Annotated in this window: 14 protein-coding genes; 8 read left to right on the top strand and 6 right to left on the bottom strand. The window is 65.8% G+C overall.

All coding sequences use genetic code 11. The annotated features are described in order from the left end of the window. Position 1 precedes the first annotated feature (1 nt). The 6 genes from GA566_RS22170 to GA566_RS22145 form a co-directional block, all read right to left on the bottom strand. Complete coding sequence (locus tag GA566_RS22170) at positions 2-991, bottom strand: tripartite tricarboxylate transporter substrate binding protein (RefSeq protein ID WP_160474018.1); 990 nt, start codon at positions 989-991, stop codon at positions 2-4. 236 nt (positions 992-1,227) lie between these two features. Continuing rightward, on the bottom strand, positions 1,228-1,914 hold the full coding sequence (locus GA566_RS22165; protein ID WP_160474017.1) for a phosphorylase: 687 nt from the start codon (positions 1,912-1,914) through the stop codon (positions 1,228-1,230). Between the two features lie 5 nt (positions 1,915-1,919). Beyond that, positions 1,920-3,929 (bottom strand): squalene--hopene cyclase, encoded by a 2,010-nt coding sequence (gene shc / locus GA566_RS22160; protein ID WP_137927854.1) that lies wholly within the window; start codon positions 3,927-3,929, stop codon positions 1,920-1,922. A 70-nt stretch (positions 3,930-3,999) separates the two neighbouring features. After that, the gene (hpnD, locus tag GA566_RS22155) at positions 4,000-4,833 is read right to left on the bottom strand and encodes a presqualene diphosphate synthase HpnD (protein ID WP_137927853.1); all 834 of its coding nucleotides are present in this window, start codon (positions 4,831-4,833) and stop codon (positions 4,000-4,002) included. A 169-nt stretch (positions 4,834-5,002) separates the two neighbouring features. After that, on the bottom strand, positions 5,003-5,143 hold the full coding sequence (locus GA566_RS22150) for a hypothetical protein (RefSeq protein ID WP_160474016.1): 141 nt from the start codon (positions 5,141-5,143) through the stop codon (positions 5,003-5,005). An 83-nt stretch (positions 5,144-5,226) separates the two neighbouring features. Further along, positions 5,227-5,430, bottom strand: a complete 204-nt coding sequence (locus tag GA566_RS22145; protein ID WP_039009350.1) for a cold-shock protein — start codon at positions 5,428-5,430, stop codon at positions 5,227-5,229. 937 nt (positions 5,431-6,367) lie between these two features. Here GA566_RS22145 and GA566_RS22140 point away from each other — a divergent pair. From GA566_RS22140 to GA566_RS22105, 8 genes are all read left to right on the top strand, one after another. Continuing rightward, the gene (locus tag GA566_RS22140; RefSeq protein WP_160474708.1) at positions 6,368-9,235 is read left to right on the top strand and encodes a bifunctional glycoside hydrolase 114/ polysaccharide deacetylase family protein; all 2,868 of its coding nucleotides are present in this window, start codon (positions 6,368-6,370) and stop codon (positions 9,233-9,235) included. Then, positions 9,198-13,370, top strand: a complete 4,173-nt coding sequence (locus tag GA566_RS22135) for a tetratricopeptide repeat protein (protein WP_137927852.1) — start codon at positions 9,198-9,200, stop codon at positions 13,368-13,370. Before GA566_RS22140 ends, GA566_RS22135 begins: the two co-directional genes overlap by 38 nt. Positions 13,371-13,439: 69 nt before the next feature. Next, entirely contained in the window at positions 13,440-13,988 is a 549-nt protein-coding gene (locus GA566_RS22130) for a penicillin-binding protein activator LpoB (RefSeq protein ID WP_137927851.1), read from the top strand. Between the two features lie 20 nt (positions 13,989-14,008). Next, positions 14,009-15,490: a PelD GGDEF domain-containing protein gene (locus GA566_RS22125; RefSeq protein ID WP_137927850.1), complete on the top strand. Its 1,482-nt coding sequence runs from the start codon at positions 14,009-14,011 to the stop codon at positions 15,488-15,490. 14 nt (positions 15,491-15,504) lie between these two features. Further along, positions 15,505-16,491: a lipopolysaccharide assembly protein LapB gene (locus GA566_RS22120; protein WP_160474015.1), complete on the top strand. Its 987-nt coding sequence runs from the start codon at positions 15,505-15,507 to the stop codon at positions 16,489-16,491. Beyond that, positions 16,488-18,104, top strand: a complete 1,617-nt coding sequence (pelF, locus tag GA566_RS22115; RefSeq protein WP_160474014.1) for a GT4 family glycosyltransferase PelF — start codon at positions 16,488-16,490, stop codon at positions 18,102-18,104. The genes GA566_RS22120 and pelF overlap by 4 nt, the downstream gene beginning before the upstream one ends. A 1-nt stretch (position 18,105) precedes the next feature. Beyond that, complete coding sequence (gene pelG / locus GA566_RS22110; protein WP_137927847.1) at positions 18,106-19,476, top strand: exopolysaccharide Pel transporter PelG; 1,371 nt, start codon at positions 18,106-18,108, stop codon at positions 19,474-19,476. Between the two features lie 248 nt (positions 19,477-19,724). After that, positions 19,725-20,426 carry a response regulator transcription factor gene (locus GA566_RS22105; RefSeq protein WP_160474013.1) on the top strand — a complete coding sequence of 234 codons (702 nt, stop codon included), beginning with the start codon at positions 19,725-19,727 and terminating at the stop codon, positions 20,424-20,426. The last annotated feature ends 8 nt before the right edge of the window (positions 20,427-20,434 follow it).

The following is a 20,434-nucleotide window of genomic DNA, read 5'->3' as shown; positions in this document are numbered from 1 at the left end:
TTCAATCGACGCGGGCGCCCGATTCCTTGACGATGGCGCCCCAGTGCGCGTTCTCGCTCTTGATGAAGGCGGCCAGTTCCGCCGGCGTGCCGCCGCGCGGTTCGCTGCCTTCGTCGTGCAGCTTGGCGATGGTGGCCGGCTGCTTGAGCGCCTTGTTGATTTCGGCGTTGACGCGCGCGATGACTTCGGCGGAGGTGCCGGCCGGCGCCACCACGGCCTTCCAGTCTTCGGCCTGGAAGCCGGCGTAGCCCTGTTCGGCCACGGTGGGCACGTTCGGCAGCAGCGCCACGCGCTTGGCGGAAGTCACCGCCAGCGCGCGCAGCTTGCCCGCCTTGATCATCGGCATGGCAATGGGCGGCGTGGCGAAATAGAAATCGGTCTGGCCGCCCATGAGGTCGGTCAGTGCGGGCGAGGCGCCCTTGTACGGCACGTGCAGCGCCTTGATGCCCGCGCGGCGCTGGAACATCTCGCCGGTCAGGTGACCCACCGTGCCGGTGCCGGCCGAGGCCATCGACAACTGCTTCGCCTTGGCAGCCGCCACGAGGTCGGCCAGCGACTTGTACGGGGCGTCCTGCCGCACGATCAGCACCACGGGCTGCGCGGCCACCAGCGCCACTGGCGCGAAATCCTTGACCGCGTCGTACGGCATCTTCGGATACAGCGTCGGGTTGATCGCGAGGTTGGCGGTCTGGCCCATGCCAAGCGTGTAGCCGTCAGCCTTGGCCTTGGAAACGAGATCGAGGCCGATGTTGCCGCCTGCGCCTGCGCGGTTTTCCACCACGACCGTCCACTTGGACGAAGCGCCAACCGTGTTGAACACCACGCGCGACAGCACGTCGGTGCCGCCTGCGGGCGGGAAGGGCACCACGAGGCGGATTGGCTGGGTAGGGTAGGTGTCGGCGGCGACGGCGGCAGACGTGGCAAGGAAGGGGGCAGCGGCAACCATCGCGCAAAGCAGGGTATGGCGCAGCGGGAAAGTGAAACGGATCATACGGTCTCCATATCTTTTTCGTTCTATACAACAGAACAATGGTCTTAAAGAAAGAACCATGGACGCAAGATTAGGAGGGGGCCGGGGGTGCTGTCAAGCGGGATTTCGGGGGAGATGGAGGCAAGTGCGGGCGCAAGCGCTCCCTGTCGGTTTGCTCCCCTCTCCCGCAAGGCGGGAGAGGGGCTGGGGGTGAGGGAAAGACAGGAAGGCGGCCTCAGACGGCCGTCAGGATCGAATCAGACAGCCGCAAGCGCAGGCAGCGCGAACCGGGCACCCGCAGCGCGGCGGGCGTCGGCCAGGGCGGCCTTGGCGGTGGCGGCATCGCGGCCCAGGCGGATCAGCCCGGGCAACTGGTTGGGTGCCTTGAGCAGGCCCAGCACGATGGCGCGCACATCGGTGCTGCCATCGTCGCCCATGCCGGCCACGGCCAGCGGCGGCACGGCGCGGTCGGCGGGGTCGATCACCACGCGCAGCGCGGCGAACGGAATGCCATGCGTGTGTGCCACGCGAGCCGCGATATGCGATTCCATATCGACAGCCAGCGCACCGTGGGCGTCGTGCAGCGCGCGCTTGTCATCGACGGTGGTGACCGCCGCATCGGCACCGGCCAGCAGGCCGCAGACGGCGTTGGGCAGCGCGCGCCGCAGCGCGGCGGTCCAGTAGGGAGCCGTGCTGAAGGAGTGCGCGCCGCTGCGTACGGCGGTGCCGACGATCACGGTGCCGGGCGGCAGCGTGGGATCGAGCCCGCCCGCCACGCCGAAGCTGATCAGCCCGGCGCAGCCCTGCATCAACCGGATATCCAGCGCGCGGGCCAGCATCACGTCGCGGTGGCCGAACATCGTCTCGACGCCGGCGCCCGCCGCGATGCGGGCCTCGAAATCCATGCCGCTGAGCGCCACGACGAGCGATTGCGGCGTGCCCATGGCGGTCACAGTCCCCACGCCACGGCGTGGTTGCCGTCGCGCAGCAGGTTGCGGAAGCGCGCCAGCGCCCACAGCGGGAAGAAGCGCGCGTAGCCGTGATAACGCAGGTAGAACACGCGCGGGAATCCCACGGCGGTGAAATACGGCTCGTCCCAGAAACCATGGCTGGCCTGCGTGCGCAGCAGGTATTCCACGCCGCGTGCCACGCAGGGGTGATGTCCCGCACCGGCCGCCATCATGCCGAGCATGGCCCAGGCAGTCTGCGACGCCGTGCTCGGTGCCTTCTCATAGCCGCGATAGTCGAGCTTGTAGCTGTCGCCGGATTCGCCCCAGCCGCCATCTTCGTTCTGGATCGAAGCCAGCCACTGCGCGGCGCGCTGCATCTCGGGCGCATCGGCGCCGATGCCGGCCGCGTTCAGGCCGCACAGCGCGCTCCACGTGCCATAGATATAGTTGGTGCCCCAGCGGCCGAACCAGCTACCGTCCGCCTCCTGCTCGTCGAGCACGTAGCGCAGCGCGCGTGCCGCCGCCTCGCTGTTGGCGGGCATCTGGCCGAGCTGGCACAGCATTGCCAGGCAGCGTGCCGAGACATCGGTCGTGGGCGGGTCCAGCAGCGCGCCGTGATCGGCAAACGGGATGTTGTTCAGGTAGAGATGCGTGTTCTCAGGTTCGAACGCGCCCCAGCCGCCATTGCCGCTCTGCATGCCGATGACCCATTCGCACGCGCGTGCAATGGCGGGCGTGTAGCGGTTCGAGCAATCGCCACGGTCGGCGCGATCCATCGCGGCGGCCACCACGGCGGTGTCATCCACATCGGGGTAGTGCGGGTTGGCGTACTGGAAGGCCCAGCCACCTGGCCGTACATCGGGCCGGCGCACGGTCCAGTCGCCGCGTAACTCCAGTTCCTGCAGCGGCACCAGCCAGTCCAGCCCGCGCGACGCCGCGGCAATGGTGCGCGGCTCGCCCACCTCCAGCAGCGCATGGCTGGCCAGCGAGGTATCCCACACGGGCGAGAGACACGGCTGGCAGTAGGCCTCGTCATCGCGGATGACCAGCAGCTTGTCGATCGACTTGCGCGCGATGGCACGGTCCGGGTCGTTCGCGGGCACGCCCAGCACGTCGAACATCATCACGGAGTTGACCATCGCCGGGAAGATCGCGCCCAGCCCTTCCTCGCCATTGAGCCGTTCGACCGTGAAGGCCCGTGCGCGCTCGATGGCGCGCTGACGCATGCGGCGCGGGAACAGCGGTTCGGCCACGCGCACCACGGCATCGAGCGCGCGGAATACGGTGACCCAGAGCGGACTCTGGTGCGGCGCGCGCGCCGGCAGCCGCGTGGCCTGAGCTGGTCGCAGGAAGAGTTCGTCGATACCGATCTTGCGCGGGTTGCGGGCTTTCGGACGCAGGCTGTTGAGCACGAGCAGCGGCACGACCACCGTGCGCGCCCAGTACGACACCTTCGACAGATGGAACGGAAACCACTCGGGCAACAGCATGATTTCCACGGGCATCATCGGCACCGCCTGCCACGGCATGACACCGTACAGTGCGAGCAGCGTGCGCGTAAAAACGTTACTGGCCTCGGCGCCGCCCATCGCGTGGATGGCGGCGCGCGCGCGGCGCATGTGCGCGGCCTCGGGATCGTCGCCGGCCATCTTCAGTGCGAAGTACGCCTTGACGCTGGCGCTGACATCCGGCGCTCCGGCGTGGAACAGCGGCCAGCCGCCGTCCGTCCCCTGGATGCGGCGCAGGTAATTGGCGATCTTGCCTTCGAGTACGAGGTCGGGTGTTTCGCCCAGGTAGTGGACCATCAGGATGTACTCGGCCGGAATGGTGGCATCGGCCTCGAGTTCGTACACCCAATGGCCATCGGCCTGCTGCTGGGCCAGCAGCGCATCGACGGCGTGCGCGATGCTGTCATCCAGCGGATCGGGCAGGGTGGATGGGGCGGCACGGCGCTGGCTGGCGCGCTGTGCGTCGTTCCTGGAAATGGTGATCGTTGCAGCCTGGTTCATCAAATCTTGAGGGCGCTTCTTTCTGGGCGATGCGGCGGCCGGCGCCGCACGCATCGACGACAAACGGGGGTCAGGCGATGGCGTGCCGCAGCACGATCCAAGCGAGCCTGGCCTTGGGAACGCGCACACGCACGCGCGGCGTCTGCCATCCACGCGCCAGCAGGCGCGTCAGGATCTCGTGATAGACGTCGTACATGATGCGCGGCGAACGCACCACACGCGAGGGGCAGCGCGCCATGATCGATGTGGAGGCGTCGTAGTGCGCCTGGGCATCGCGGGCAATGCCACGGCAAACCGCGTCGATACCGGCATGGTCGATCACCGCACGCGGCGTGCTGACCGGAATGCCGGCAGCCGCCAGCGCTTCGGCCGGCAGGTAGAGCCGCCCGATCTCGGCATCTTCGTCGAGATCGCGCAGGATATTGGTCAGTTGCAGCGCGCGGCCCAGATGGTGCGCCAGTTCGATGCCCGGGCGCTCTTCGATGCCGAAGACGCGTACTGCCAGGCGGCCCACGGCGCTCGCCACGCGGTCGCAATAGATATCCAGCGTGGCGGCGTCCGGTGCAACGATCGTGGCGACGACATCCATGATCATGCCGTCGATGACGTCATGAAAATCCTGCTGCTGCAGGTTGAATGCCTGAATCTGCTCGTCGAGTCCGCGCAGGTGCGCGGGCGCCTGGCCGGCATAGCAGGCCGCGATGTCGGCGCGCCAGTCTTCCAGCGCTGCCAGGCGGTCGGCATGCTGCGTGTCGCCGTCGGCAATGTCATCCACAGCGCGGCAGAACGCGTAGATCTCGAACATGGCCTGCCGCTGGGACACGGGCAGGATGCGCATGGCCGTGTGGAACGAACTACCAGCAGACACGGCAGGGCCAGGCGTTGCGATTTCAGTACCGGCCACGGTTTTTCCTCGGCACGCTATAGGTCAGGCTCATGGGTGCGGCTTCCGGCCTGGTTTCGGGTTTTTCAGAGTCGGGCGATTATAGCAACTTGGCCCTGCTGTTGCTGTGTGGCCCCTTGAGCACATGAGAACGCCGGGAAGGAAGGCTCCCCGCCAGCGCAAAACCGAATCATTGCGCCAGTTCGTTGCGCGCACTGGGCGTTGCTGCCCGGCCGTCGCAATGTCTTGCTGCGCGAACCGGCAAATACGAAAAGAACACCGCTTTTGAATCGTTTGGAATAAATCGACCGGCCGGTAGATCTTCATCCATTGCAACGATTATCTTTTCTACAAAATAGAAAGCCCCGCCGAAGCGGGGCTCCCAGGCCAGAAACTCGGCCCGCCAATCCTGACTTAGACAGCCTGGATCTTCGTGGCTTGCTCGCCCTTCTGGCCCATGGCCTTGACGTAGCGGACCTTCTGGCCTTCCTTCAGCGACTTGAAGCCATTGCCTTCAATCGCCGAGAAGTGGGCGAACAGGTCGTTGCCGCCTGCGTCCGGGGTGATGAAGCCGAAGCCCTTGGCGTCGTTGAACCACTTAACGGTACCGGTTTCCATATTTGCTATATCCAACCTTGAATTTCAGATGAGCTTGATTGCCCGCCAAAGCATGTTGCCCACTACGAACCGGAGCAATAACAGCTACAGGCCGATGCACATGCGAGGAGTCATTCTGCCGTTTTTTTTCTGCGTGTCAATCGGACTTACCCCCTAACGGTGTTTCGGCATGCAAACAGCAGATATTAGAGTTTTCTACATCAATTCCGGGTTTGTCTGACATCAGATTAGATGGTCAGGTGATATGACATGGGGCATTGCATATCCGCGGTATCGGTAGTCGGTACGAATGAGGAGGGTAGCCGGCAAGGGCAGGGGGTGCCTGCCACAAAGGACACCATCCTTGCTTACTCCATATGGACTATGGCTACCAAAGTATGATGCCGGGACAATACAGGTTAAAACATTATCCGGTGGCCAGCAGCAATGCCGAGATGCCGGAACCGGGTGCGCAGGCACCCAACGCCAGAAACGGGGAATCAGATGTCATTCCAGAGCTAGCCAGAACCACCGGGCGTCTTGCGCTCGTCCAGCACCAACTTCAGTGTTTGCCAGTTGTTCGATGCCACAAGGTCCGGCAGGGTGGCCTGCGCTTGTGACGCCGGTATGTCAGCGACATTTAGGCACAATTTTTGACATTCTTTTTGAAACGGATGGCCTAGCATCCGCCCTGCCCGGCAACTAGTAAAAACGCTAGTTCGAATCGAGGTGCGGCATTCATAATGCGGGGCCGTTTGCCGAAACGGGGCCAAACGGGGGCCAGCGGACGCGCAAAGACAACCGCGCGCCGATCCAGAACAGAAGAAGCGGGTAACAGCCAGTGAAGCGATTGCAGCGATCTATCCGGGGGCTTTTCCAGAATGTTGGTTCCGATGTGCCGAGGCGCTCGTTGGCGCGCGGCTGCCGTAACGTGCTGCTCGGCGTTGCGGTAGTGGCGATGCTTGGCGGGGTTGCGCTGGGCACGCTGGCACCTTCGACGGAGGCGCTTGCCCAGGTGCCACAGGGCGCCGTCCAGCCTGGTCCCGCCGCGCCCAGCGTGGCATTCCACTACGGTGCGAAACCGCCCGTGGACCAGCTTCAGGCATTCGACATTGCCGTGGTGGAGCCCGATAGCGGCTTCGATCCGCGCACGGCAAAGACACCCAGCACGGCGTGGTTCGCCTACATCAGCGTGGGTGAGGTGCTGCCGAACCGCAGCTACTTCAACGATATTCCCAAGGCATGGCTGACAGGCAGCAACGACGCGTGGAATGCGCGCGTGGTGGACCAGTCCGCCGAGGGCTGGCCGGCCTTCTACGTGGACCGTGTCATCAAGCCGCTGTGGGATCGTGGCTACCGTGGCTTCTTCCTCGATACGCTGGACTCCTATCACCTCGTGGCCAAGACCGATGACGCCCGCGCCGCGCAGGAAGCCGGCATGGTGCGCGTGATCCAGGCCATCAAGGCGCGGTATCCGGAGGCCAAGCTGCTGTTCAACCGTGGCTTCGAGATCCTGCCGAAGGTGAACACGCTGGCCTACGGCGTGGTGTTCGAATCGCTGTTCCGGGGCTGGAACCAGTCGCAGGGCGCCTATACCGAGGTGAGCCAGCAGGATCGCGACTGGCTGCTGAACCAGGCGCGCATCGTCCGTGAGCAGTACCGCCTGCCGGTGATTTCCATCGACTATTGCCCGCCGGGCGATCGTGTCTGCCAGCGCGATACGGCACGCCGCATCCGCGCGCTCGGCATTACGCCGTACGTGACAGATTCGGGCCTGCAGACCATGGGTGTGGGCGCGATCGAGGTCATGCCGCGCCGCGTGCTAGTGGTGCAGGAAAGCCAGCCGGGCGTGAGTATCGACAATAGCGAGGGCGTGCGTTTCGCCTCGATGCCGCTCAACTACCTCGGCTATCGCGTCGATTTCGCCGAGACGCGCGATGAGCTGCCGGACGTCACGGCAGACCGCTATGCGGGCGTGGTCGTCTGGGCGAACGGTTATTTCCAGCGTAACGCTGGCCGCTTTCAGACCTGGCTGGAAAAAGTCAGCGCGCAGGGTGTGCCGGTGGCGTTCATGAACGGTTTCGGCATGCCCGCCAGCAGTCCGTTGTTGCGGAACATGGGCCTGCAGACGGTCAAGGGACGACTGACGAGCCCGGTGCGCATCGTGTCGCAGGACAAGATGATGGGCTTCGAGCAACCCGTGGCGCCCGATGCCACCGATGCCGTCGCCGTGCAGGTACAGGATGGCGCGCCCGGTACACGCTCGCTGCTGCGCCTGCGCGCGGGCACGGTGACCTACGACGCCGCGGCCATCACCAGGTGGGGCGGCTATGTGACCGGCCCGTACGCCGTGCGTCAGAATTACGCGATCCGCCAGAATTCGTCGAGTGACCAGGACCGCTGGATCGTCCAGCCGCTGGATTTCCTGCGCGAGGCATTGCGCCTGCAGCCTATGCCGGTGCCCGACACCACCACCGAGAGCGGGCGCCGCCTGCTGACGATCCATATCGATGGCGACGGCTTTGCCTCGAAGGCGGAGATTCCAGGTGGCGGCTTCTCCGGCGAGGTGCTGTTCCGGGAAATCTTCGACCGCTATCGCCTGCCGATGACCATGTCCGTGATCGAGGGCGAAGTGGGCAAGTCGGGCATGTACCCGAAACTGAGCGCCGAACTGGAACCGATCGCGCGCAAGATCTTCGCGCAGCCGTACGTCGAGGTAGCGAGCCACACGTATTCGCATCCGTTCGAATGGGGCCGCACGGTACCCGGCGGTAACAGCGAGGCGCGCGTCACCGAAGGCGACGAGGAATTCCACCTCGCGATTCCGGGCTACAAGATGGACCTGAACCGCGAGATTGGTGGCTCCATCGACTACATCAACCGCGTGCTGTCGCCGAACAAGCCGGTGAAGATGCTGCTCTGGCCTGGCGACTGCCAGGCACCGCCGGAAGCGATCAAGCTTACCGATGCTGCGGGCGTGCTGAACATGAACGGCGGCGATACGCTGATCACGCGCAGCAATCCCACCTGGACCGCCATCGCGCCGCTAGGTATCCACAAGGCCGACAACACGTTCCAGGTATTTGCGACCAATCAGAACGAGAACGTCTACACGAACCTGTGGCGTGGCCCGTACTACGGCTTCGAGCGCGTGATCGAAACCTGGGAGATGACCGAGAAGCCTTACCGCTTCAAGGCCGTGAACATCTACTACCACAGCTATGCGGGCACCAAGGCGGCTTCGCTCAAGTCGCTGCGCAAGGTGTATGACTACGTGCTGACGCAGAACCTGTTGCCGATGCACTCGACGGACTACGTGCTCAAGGTGCTCGACTGGCAAAGCATGGCCGTGGCGCGCGAACTGGGCGATGGCGCCAATGGCGCACCGGCCAGCGGCGCGTGGGTCGTGCGCGGCGACGGCAACCTGCGCAACCTGCGCTGGACCGGTGCCGGCGTGCCTGACGTTGCCACGGCAACGGGCGTGACGGGTTGGTCTCCGGCGCCGGGCGGCGGCGTCTACGTGCATCTCGATGGCGGCAACGCACGCTTCGGCTTCGTGCCGACCGATACGCGCGCCGTGCCGGAACTGCCCGAAGCCAACGGCCTGGTGCGCAACTGGCGCCGCGACGGCAACACCACCCGCTTTGCATTCTCCGGCTATTACAAGCCGTTCTTCCGGCTTGCCAATGCCGGCCAGTGCAGCGTGACCATCGATGGCAAGCCAGCCCGTGGCGTGCGCGAGAACAACACGCTGCGTTTCGATACTCCTGCGGTGAATGATCCGATCAATGTCCAGCAACAAGTCGAAGTCCGCTGCGGCGCCTGAGCGCGAGCGGCTCTTGCCGCCGGCGCTGGTCCTGACCTTTACCGCGATGGTGGGGGTGGGCCTGGCGCTGATGTTCCCGCGCGAAACGCTGCGCGAGCGCCTGCTCGGCCAGGGCCGCACGGTCGATGGCCTGACCGTGGCCTACCTCGAAGCGTGGTCGCGCGTGGCCCCCAACGACACGAACTTCATGAGCGTGCTGGCCGAACAGTACGCACGCAGCGGCCGCCTGGACGATGCAGAGAAGATGCTCGAACGCATGCTGGCGGTGCAGGGCCAGGACCTGGGCGGCCAGATCCTGCGTACGCGCATCGAGATCACGCAGCAGCGTGCCTATGCTGCACAGCCGGATTCGGCCGAACGCGGCGAGCGCCTGACGCACATGAAGGATCTGCTCCGGGAGGCCATTACGCCGGACTACATGAAGCGCTGGTCCATGGCCGATCTGCAGACGCTGGCGACGCAATCGCGCCAGATCGGGGACGCCAATGCCGCCAACGTGCTGTATCGCACGCTGGCCCAGCGTGACGCAGCCAACGCCGACTTCTACAACCGGCAACTGGCCACCATTGCGCTGGCAGGCGGCAACTATCGCGATGCCGCGCAGGCATTGTTCGAAGCGCAGTCGCGCGCGAAGAATCTCTACGAACAGCGCACGATGTTCCTGCAGGCGCTGCAGACGCTGCAGGCCGGCAACCTCCTGGATGAAGCACTGATACAGGCCGAGCGCCACGGCGGTCGCCTGCTCGACGATCCCGAGACGCTGCGCTTCCTGACAAAGTTGGCGCTGGCGGCCAACAAGCCGGACGTGGCGGCGAAGTATGTCGAACGGTTGCTGAAGCTGTCGGCCATGCCGATGCCGTCCGGCGCGGCGCGGATCGCACTGGCCGAACTGCGCAAGGACAAGGCGCTTGCGGAAAATCGCGCCGAAATTCGCCGCGTTTCCGACACCGAACCGTGGCTCGCACGCCGTTACGAATACCTGGACGGCCCGCGCGGCGCGGCCCGCCGCGAACAGATGGCCGAGTTCGGCATGCGCCGTGTGCAGGCCAGCGTGCCCGCAGCGGCCGTGATTCCGAAGCCGGCGCCCGGCAACCCGACGCAGGCCGAAGCACAGGCCGCCGCCAAGGCCGAAGTGGCCGAAGCCGTGGCTGCAGGCAAGTCGTTCAACGCGGATGACTACGACCTCGCGTATCGCGTGTTCCTGGCCGCCGGCAAGCTCGATCAGGCGCAGAACGTGGCGCAGACCGCCGTGCAGAAGCTGCCCGGCGATGCGATCTGGCGCGAGCGTCTGGCGCAGGTGGCGGAGTGGAACCGCCAGCCCACGATCGCATTGCAAAGCTGGCTCCAGTACGCACAGGCTACCAACGACGAACGCGCGTGGAACAACGTCATGCGCCTGGCGCCGGGCCTCAACGACGACCGTGCCTATCTGGCTGCACTGCGCCATCGCGCTGGCGGCGGCAATCTGAAGGTCATCGACGAGGTGGTGGCGGCCTATGAGCGACTGGGAGAGCCGGAAGCCGGCATGGCCTTCCTCGACGGACTGTCCAATGGCCCCAACGGCCGGCAGGTGATGGAGCGCAACGCCGAGCTGGCCGAGCGCGCGGGCAAGGACGACCGTGCCTTCGAGATCTACGGGCAATTGCAGACGCGCTACGGCGCCCGGCCCCGCTACGCGGTCAAGCGCGCAAACATGCTGTTCGTGCGGGGCCGTCTGCAGGAGGCGATGGATGCGCTGCTGCCGGCGCGCAGCCAGGCGGGTCCGCAGGATCTGCTGTACTGGCGTTCGTTCACCGAGCTCGCCCGCCTGACGCAACGCGAAGACCTGCTCAAGGACGGCTATCGCCAGATGATGATCGCCATGGCCGCAAAGCATGACGATCACTGCCAGCAGCTGCCACCCGGTGCCGCGCGCAACGACTGTATTGCGGAAGTGCGCGATACCGAGGAAGCGGACTTCGCGAACATGGTCCAGTACTACGACCGCTCGCCGATCGACGCCGGGCGTATCGCGGAAGCCGGCTGGCGCAAGGGCGGCAAGCTCGACGACCTCCAGCTCGCGATGTATTACTACACGCGCGCCCATGCCTATCGCCGCATCGACCGGCTGCTGGCCGACCTCACGCCTCAACAGAGAGCCGAAGCCGAATCGTCGGCCCTGTTCCTGATGCGTCGGTCGGAATACTGGCGCCTGACCGGTAATCGCGACCGCGCCATGGACGACCTGCGCCGGGCTGCCGGACAGCCCGATGCGGATAGCGAAACGTTCGGCGCACTGCTGTGGGCGCTGGTCGACACCGGCACCGACAGTGAAGTGCGCGCGGTGATGCAGCGTCTGAAGCCGAGCGCGGAGAAGGACCCGAACCTGTGGGGCGCGTATGCCGCAGGCGCCATGCGATTCCAGGATGGCCGTACCGCGCTGCACTATCTGAACAAGATGCAGCAGGGCAAGAACGCCGACCCGCTCTGGCTGGGTCTGACTGCCGACGCTTACGATGCCATCGGCCAGACGTCCACGGCCTGGCGCATCCGCCGGCAGGCGTGGGTCAGCCTGCACCACGCATGGGGTGAGGGCGGTGCAAACTGGGCCAGTGCTGCCGAACGCGAGGACGAGGACGACACGGCGGACGGTCCCGTGCGCGCCGACCTGCGCCGCCAGCAGGTGGCGCTGGGGCAGATCTTTGCCTCGGGCGATGTATCGCGCAGCCTGGTGATCGAAATGCTGCGCCGCGACCGCGCCGACGTGGCCGCGCGCCGCGCCGCGCCCGGCGATGCGAAATCGCCATCGCAACTGGGCGACGTGCCGGGCCTGCCTCCGGTGCAAGTGGCGCCTCCTGCCGCAGTCGCCGAGGCGCAGGACCGCCGCCAGAGCCAGATTTCCGCTGCCAGCCGCGAGGTCGCGCTGGCCTGGGCGATGTCATCGGAATCGAACGAACTCGCGCGCGCATGGCTGGCGCGGCAGTACGCCAACCGGCTGCAGCGTCCCGCCTATGCCGAGATCACGATCGCCCTCGATCGCAACGACATGGACCAGCTGGACCGCATCATGGAGCGCCAGGCTGGCCGTGTGCCCGTGACGAGCCAGATCGAGGCCAACCGCCAGCTGGACCGCTTGTCCGCCGCGCAGACCCAGGCGTTCGAGACGCAGGAACTGGCCCGCACCGACAACACGCTGCAGGAAACGCTGCAGGACGCGTTGCTGTTCAATGCACAGGCCATCGAGCCGCGCGTGTCGTTCCAGCGCCAGAAGCCGCTGGAGTTCTACGAGTACAGTCTGGCCGGCAGCGCACGCCTGTGGGACGGCTATGCGGTGGGCCTGCGCGGCGTGTTCCGCGACCAGCGCTCGCTCGATCCCACGCAGATGGTGGGCGTGCCAGGCATGGATCGCCGCGCCGAGCTGCTGCTGAACTACCGCGACAGCCAGAAGAACTGGCTGCTCGGCGTGGGTCGTCGCGACGGCCTGGAGAGCTTTACCACGGCGCGACTGACCGGCAACTGGAACCAGGAAGGACGCATCCAGTACACCGGCACGATCGGGTACAACCAGCCGGCCGACGAGTCTTCGCAACTGCGCGTGGGTGGCATGAAGGACGTAGCGGAACTGGGCGCGACGTGGCGGCTGGGCCTGCGGGAGTTTATCGGCGGGCGCGTGCAGTACAACCATTTCTACGGACAGGACCGCACGGCTCTGGGTCATGGCACGGTGTTCGACGTCGAGGCAGGCTATCGCATCCGCACACAATACCCGGACTACACGGTGCGCATCGTCGGTACGCGTGGCATCTACAGCACCAACGGCGGCACGTTGTCGCCGACGCTGCAGCGGTTGCTGCCGCCCGATGATGACGAGGCGAACCCGACGTTCTACATGCCGCAGAGCTTTACCCAGGCCGGCGTGCTGTTTGGCTTCGGTACTGACCTGATCGACGACTACACGCGCAAGTGGCGGCCGTTCATGGAAGTGGGCGCCCTGTACGACACGCGCGCCGGTCACAACTTCCGTGGCCAGTTGGGTGTGGCGGGATCGGTGCTCGGCAACGATCATCTTTCGCTGTTTGTCTCGCACGACACCGCGGCCCGCACCACGGGTACGCCGCTGACCCAGGTTGGCCTGCGTTATCGCTGGCTCTACTGATGACCGATGATTGTTGGCTGATCGATTGTTGAACGTTTAACGAAATTCAAGGTAACGAGGGGAATCGACATGAAAAAAACCACTAACCGCATGGGTCGCCTGATGGCCTGGTGCGCCGCTACCGGCGCTGCGCTCTGGCTGGCCGGTTGCGCTGTCACGGACGTGGGCCGTGCGCCGCAGATGGCCGCTGGCGACACCGTGGCCGTGCTGCCGATCGTGAACTACACCGAGACGCCGCAGGCTGGCCTGCGCGCCGAGGCCATCGCCGAATCGCTGCTGAAGACCGGCGGCGTGACCAACCTGAAGCGCTACCCGGCGTCGCTGAACCCGGAAACGCTGTTCGAACCGGCCGAGCGCGAATCGGTGGGCAAGGCACTGGACTGGGCACGCACCGAGCGCGCACGCTATGCCCTGACGGGCGCCGTGCAGGAATGGCGCTACAAGGTGGGCGTGGATGGCGAGCCGGCCGTGGGCATCTCGCTGCAACTGATCGATGTGGCAACGGGCCAGGTGGTGTGGTCGGCCACGGGCAGCAATGCCGGCTGGAGCCGTGAATCGCTGTCGGGCGTGGCCCAGAAGCTGCTGCGTCGCCTGCTGGCGCCGCTGATGCAAGGTTGAGATCGCAAGACAAAGGACGGGTGACAAGCGTGGCAGACACCGCCGATAACACGCGCCAGACGGCTCGCAAGGGGCAGGGCATCAGCCTCGGCGGACGCTATGCGCGCTGGCTGGCGCCCGCGGGGAGCGGGGCGGCAGCCGTGCTGGAGATGATCGTCGTGATGGTGGTGGCCATGGCCATCGCCTGGGCGATCCTCCCGCAGAATCCGCTGCTGCTGGACATAGGCTTTCCGTGGGCCTGGCTGCTGCCGGTGATCCTGGCGCTGCGCTACGGCACGCTGGTGGGCGTGGGCGCGGTGCTGATGCTGCTGGGAGGCTGGTTCTTCTTCGGCAACCTCGGGGCATACGCCACGCTGGCGTTCCCGCGCCTGTTCTACCTGGGCGGCCTGCTGATGGTGCTCGTGGCCGGGCAGTTCGGTGATGTGTGGAACACGCGCCTGGCGCGTGCGCGCGCCGTGAACCGCTACCTCGACGAGCGCTTGTCCGCGCTGACCAAGAACCACTACCTGCTGCGTATCTCGCATGCCCGGCTGGAGAACGACCTGCTGGCCCGCCCGACCACGCTGCGCGACACGCTGTCGCAACTGCGCGCCGTGGCGATGCAGGACGTGGCCCGCCTCGGACATACGGATCGACTGGCCGGTGCGCAGCCGATGCTGCAAGTGGTGGCGCAGGCGTGCCAGGTGGAAGCCGCCGCGCTGTACGCATGCGATGGCGAATCCATCCTGCCCGACGCCGTGGCCTCCATCGGCCCCGCGTTCGGACTCGATATCGATGATCCGTTGGTCCGCCACTGCCTCGACACGCATGAACTGGCCCACCTGAAATCCAACGGCCTGCAGCAGGATGCGCAGACGCGCTACGTGGCCGTGGCGCCGGTGCTGGCGGGCTCCGACCGCCTGATCGGCGTGCTGGTGGTGGAGCGCATGCCGTTCCTGTCGCTGACGTACGAGAACCTGCAGCTGCTGATGGTGCTGATGGGCTACTACGCCGATGGCGTGGACCATGCCCGTGCCACGCACGGCATTCAGGAACTGGCCCCGGCCATTCCGTATGCGTTCGCACTGGACTATGCGCGCCTGTCGCGCCTGCGCCGCGAGACCGGCATCGAAAGCTCGGTGGTGGCGCTGGTGTTCGACCTGGACGAGGCGCGCGACGCGCTGTTCGAACAGGTGGTGCGCAGCCGCCGGGCGCTGGACGTGGCCTGGCCCGCGCACGGTGCGCAACAGCGCGCCATGCTGACGCTGATGCCGCTGTCTGACAGCCAGGCCGTATCGGCCTACCTGGTGCGGATCGAGGACATGCTCCGCGCGCAGTTCGGTACGGATTTCGCCAGCGCGCACATCGGCGTCTACACGCTGCCGGTGCCCGCCGCTGGAGCGGAAGACGCACTGGTGCGCCTGCTGCATCGCTGCCACCTGGACGGCATTGCGCCGGCCGCACCGGGTGCGCAAGCCGCAGCCGGTGCCGCGCCGGCTGCGGGCCAGGCACAGCCGGGCTGAGGGAGCACTGAGACATGGGCAAGCTGACCATCGGCGGCACGACCGTCCAGATCGCCGCGCTGTACCTGCTGTTCAAGGGGGGCTCGGGCCTGCCGCTGCTGCTGTCCTTCCTGGGATTGCAGTTGCTGGCCTCGGCGCTGCTGGGGCTGGCACTGTGGCGCCTGCTGCCGCGCCGCTTCCGCGCGCCGTTCGTGTGGAGCTACGCGTACCTGGCGGCGTTCTGCTTTTTCGTGCCGCTGGGCGGCACGCTGGTGTGCCTGGGCAGCCTGCTGTTCTCGAAGCTGTTCCGTGCGCAGGGTGACAGCGCCGGCATCGCATCGGTGGCGCTGCCGCAGTTCGTGACCCACCTGATCCAGCGCGTGACGCACGGCGGCGGGGCGCGACTGCGCGCGCAGCTTGGCAACACGCGTGCGCCGCTGCCGGAGCGCATGACCGCGCTGGTGGCGATGCAGTCGATGCCCACGCGTACGGCAAGCCCCGTGCTGCGCGAACTGCTGGCCGACAGCACCGACGACATCCGCCTGCTGGCCTACGGCATGCTCGATGGCGCCGAGAAGCAGTTGACGCAGCAGATCCTGGCCGAGCTGCCGCGCCTGGAGGCGGCCGATACGCCGCAGGCACGCGGCGAGATCAACAAGCGGCTGGCCGACCTGTACTGGGAACTGATCTACCAGAACCTGGTGCAGGGCGACGTGTACCGCTACACGGCCAGCCAGGTAGAACGCTACGCGAGCGCGGCGCTCGAGATCGACGATTCCAATGCGGCGCTGTGGTACATGCGCGGCCGGCTGGCGCTGAGCCGCAATGCACCGGGCGAGGCGCGCCAGTTCCTGGCCCGCGCCGAAGCGCTGGGCTTTGCCAACGAGCGCGTGCTGCCGCTGCTGGCCGAGGCTGCCTACCTGGAACGCGACTACGCCGCGGTGCGCCGCCTGATGGCGGCTTTCGACAGTCCTTCGCCGCTCCCGCTGGTGCGGCCCCTGCTGCGGTATTGGCAATCATGAGCGAGATTCTGGTCAAGGGGACGTCCGCCGACGTCATGTTGTTGCTGGAAGGCACCTTCCCATACGTCAGCGGCGGCGTGTCGAGCTGGGTCAACCAGATGATCCGCGCCTTCCCGGACATCCGCTTCGGCATCGTCTTCATCGGCAGCCGCCGGCAAGACTATGGCGACATGGCCTACACGCTGCCCGACAACGTCGTGCATCTGGAAACCCATTTCCTGTACGACTTCCCGCCGCCGCCGATGGTGCATGGTACCTCAGGCGATGCCGGTGCATTCGACCGCTCGGACCGCCTGCACGAACTGCTGCGCGAGCCGGGCAAGGAAGCCGAGGCTGGTGAACTGATCCGCGAACTGATGCCCGCGCTGCGCGAGGGCGGGGCGCTGTCCGAGGACGCGTTCCTCTACAGCAAGCGCGCCTGGGACACCATCACGGGCCAGTACCGCCAGTTCTGCACGGACCCGTCGTTCACCGACTACTTCTGGACCATCCGCATCATGCACAAGCCGCTGTGGCAACTGGTGCGGATTGCCGATGGCCTGATTCCGGCCAAGGTCTATCACACGGTGTCCACTGGCTACGCGGGCTTCCTTGGCGCGATGCTGCGCCATCGCAATGGCCGGCCGCTGCTGGTGTCGGAGCACGGCATCTACACGAAGGAACGCAAGATCGACCTGTTCCAGAGCCAGTGGATTCGCGACAACCGCAACATCTTCGAACGCGACATTTCCCAGATCAGCTATTTCCGTGAACTCTGGGTGCGCTTCTTCGAAACGCTGGGCCGCGTCTGCTACGAAGCCGGTGACGAAATCACCGCGCTGTACGAGGGCAACCGCCGCCGCCAGATCGTGGACGGCGCGCTGGCCGAGCGCACGCGCAATATCCCGAACGGCATCAACCTGCCGCGTCTGGCCGCCCTGCGCGAAAAGCGCGCGCCCGGCGTGCCGCCGGTGCTCTGCCTGATTGGCCGCGTGGTGCCGATCAAGGACATCAAGACCTTTGTGCGCGCCATGCTGACCGTGGTGCGCGAGTATCCCGAGGCCGAAGGCTGGATTGCCGGCCCGGAGGACGAGGATCCCGAATACGCCCGCGAGTGCCGCAGCTTGGTAGAGAGTCTGGGACTGGCCAGCAAGGTCAAGTTCCTGGGCTTCCAGAAGATCGACGACCTGCTGCCCAAGGTGGGCGTGCTCGTGCTGAGTTCGATTTCCGAGGCACTGCCGCTGGTGGTGCTCGAAGGCTTTGCGGCCGGTGTGCCGTGCGTGACCACCGACGTGGGATCGTGCAGCGAACTGATCTTCGGCCTGCCCGGCGAGGATGCCGAACTGGGCGCGGCCGGTGGCGTGGTTCGCATTGCCGATCCGGCAGCGCTTGCGGCTGCGGCGCTCAACCTGCTGCAGCATCCGGACCGCTGGCAGGCGGCGCAGGCTGCGGGCATCAAGCGCGTGGAGAAGTACTACACGCAGGAACAGATGGTGGGCAGCTACCGCACGCTTTATACGGACCTGATGGCGCAGCCGGATAACACGCGTCGCGAGCGCGGCGTGGGCCCGGCGCGATGCCCGGTGCATCACGGCGGCGGCGCCCCGGATGCCGCCAAGGCGGGAGGACGCTGACATGGCCGGTATTGGTTTCGAACTTCGCAAGATGCTCCGGCGGGACAGCCTGTCGGGCATGCTCTCCGCCTATGCGTACGCAGGCGTGATCAGCTCGGGCCCCTGGGTGCTGTCGATCCTGGGCATCCTGCTGATCGGCCTGCTGTCGATTGGATGGGTGATTCCCGGTGCGCTGATCACGCAGTTCCAGGTGTCGGTGACCTACCTCATTGCGTGCAGCCTGATATTGACCGGGCCGATGCAACTGTCGTTCACGCGCTTCACGTCGGACCGCCTCTTCGAGCGCCGTGGGGATCTGGTGCTGTCGAACTACCACGCCGTGGCACTGCTGGTTACGGGGTTGGCGGGTGCCATCGGGCTGGCCTGCGCGGTCTGGGCGTTTCCGGAGCAGTCCGTGCTGTACCGGCTGCTGATGATCGCGGGCTTCGTGATCATGAGCAATATCTGGATCGCGGCGATTTTCCTGTCGGGCATGAAGCAGTACAAGGCCATCGTCTGGACTTTCTTCATCGGCTACACGATCACGGTGCTGGCGGCGCTGGCGCTGCGCTCGCGCGGGCTGGAAGGGCTGCTCGGCGGCTTTGTGGCGGGCCAGTTGTGCCTGCTGGTAGGCATGATCACGCTGATCTACCGGAACTACACGAGCCATCGGTTCATGTCGTTCGAGGTGTTCCAGAAGCGTTACTCGTACCCGAGCCTGATCTTCATCGGCCTGTTCTACAACCTGGGTATCTGGGTCGACAAGTTCATGTTCTGGTACGCGCCGTCCACGGGCCAGGCCGTGATCGGGCCGCTGCATGCGTCGATCATTTATGACATCCCGGTGTTCCTGGCCTATCTGGCGATTATTCCGGGCATGGCCGTGTTCCTGGTGCGCATCGAGACCGATTTCGTGGAGTACTACGACGCGTTCTACAACGCGGTGCGCGGCGGCAGCTCGCTGGAGCACATCGAGGACATGCGCAACACGATGGTGCAGACCATCCGCCTGGGCCTGTACGAGATCGTCAAGGTGCAGGCCATTGCGTCGCTGCTGCTGTTCGTGATCGGCGGGTGGTTGCTGAACCTGCTCGGTATCTCGGAGCTGTACCTGCCGCTGCTCTACGTGGACGTGATCGGCGCCAGCCTGCAGGTGGTGCTGCTGGGCGTGCTCAACATCTACTTCTACCTGGACCGCCGCCGCGAGGTGCTGATGCTGACCGGGACCTTCGTGGTGCTGAACTTCGTGCTGACGCGCCTGACGCTGGAACTGGGTCCGGCGTGGTATGGCTATGGCTTCGCGGTGTCGCTGCTGGTGGTGGTGGCGCTGTCTCTGTACCTGCTGGATCGCAAGCTGGACCGGCTGGAGTACGAAACGTACATGCTCCAGTAGCCGCGGATAGCCGCCAATAGCCATCCTCGTCATGTGGATAAAGCGCCGCCCCGTACTGTCCAGTGCCGGGCGGCGATTCTTTCTGGCACGGTTTCATTGCGCCCGCAAGCCATAATGCCCACTCGCATCACGCGCACAACAACGGCGCCGGCGGTGCCCCCCCAATGTAGCCTCGACGCATCAAGGTCCATGCCGGTAACATGACGCCGCCGAGCCCGACACCAGGCCGCAGTCATCAGAGGGAAGTAATGAGAATTGCCTCAGTGGAGGACGATGCCGCCCAGGCCGCGCAGATCCGCCAGTTGCTCGAGGAAGCCGGGTTTTCCTGCTCCAGCTTTAACACGGGGTTTGCGTTCCAGCGCGCGCTCCGGGACCAGTCGTTCGACCTGGTACTCATGGACTGGCAATTGCCGGACATCAGCGGCTACGAGCTGGTCAACTGGGTGCGCCAGCATTCCGGGCGCCTGCCGCCCATCCTGTTCCTGACCAGCCGCATCGACGAGGGCGATATCGTGGCGGGGCTGTCCGTGGGCGCCGATGACTACCTCGGCAAGCCGCTACGCCCGGCGGAGTTCCTGGCCCGCGTGCGCGCACTGCTGCGCCGTGCCTACCCGGATGCGGTGCAGGACGACGAACTGATGCGCCAGGGCAGCTACGTGGTGGATGCACGCCGTCGCACCATCGCGCTGGCCGGGCAGGGTGTGGAACTCTCGCCACGCGAGTTCGACCTGGCGCTGTTCCTGTTCCGCAATATCGGTCGGCTGCTCTCGCGCGACGTGGTGGAGCAGGCCGTGTGGGGCCGTGCCATGGACGCCGGCTCGCGCACGCTGGACACGCATATCTCGCGGCTTCGCATCAAGCTGGCGCTGCGGCCCGAGCATGGCGTGCGCCTGAGTTCGGTCTACTCGCATGGCTATCGCTTCGAGGCAGTGAGCACGGCCGATGCATAGGGTGGAGT

Source organism: Cupriavidus sp. SW-Y-13 (assembly GCF_009793345.1).
GTDB lineage: Bacteria > Pseudomonadota > Gammaproteobacteria > Burkholderiales > Burkholderiaceae > Cupriavidus.
This window is presented reverse-complemented; position numbering and strand designations above follow the sequence as displayed.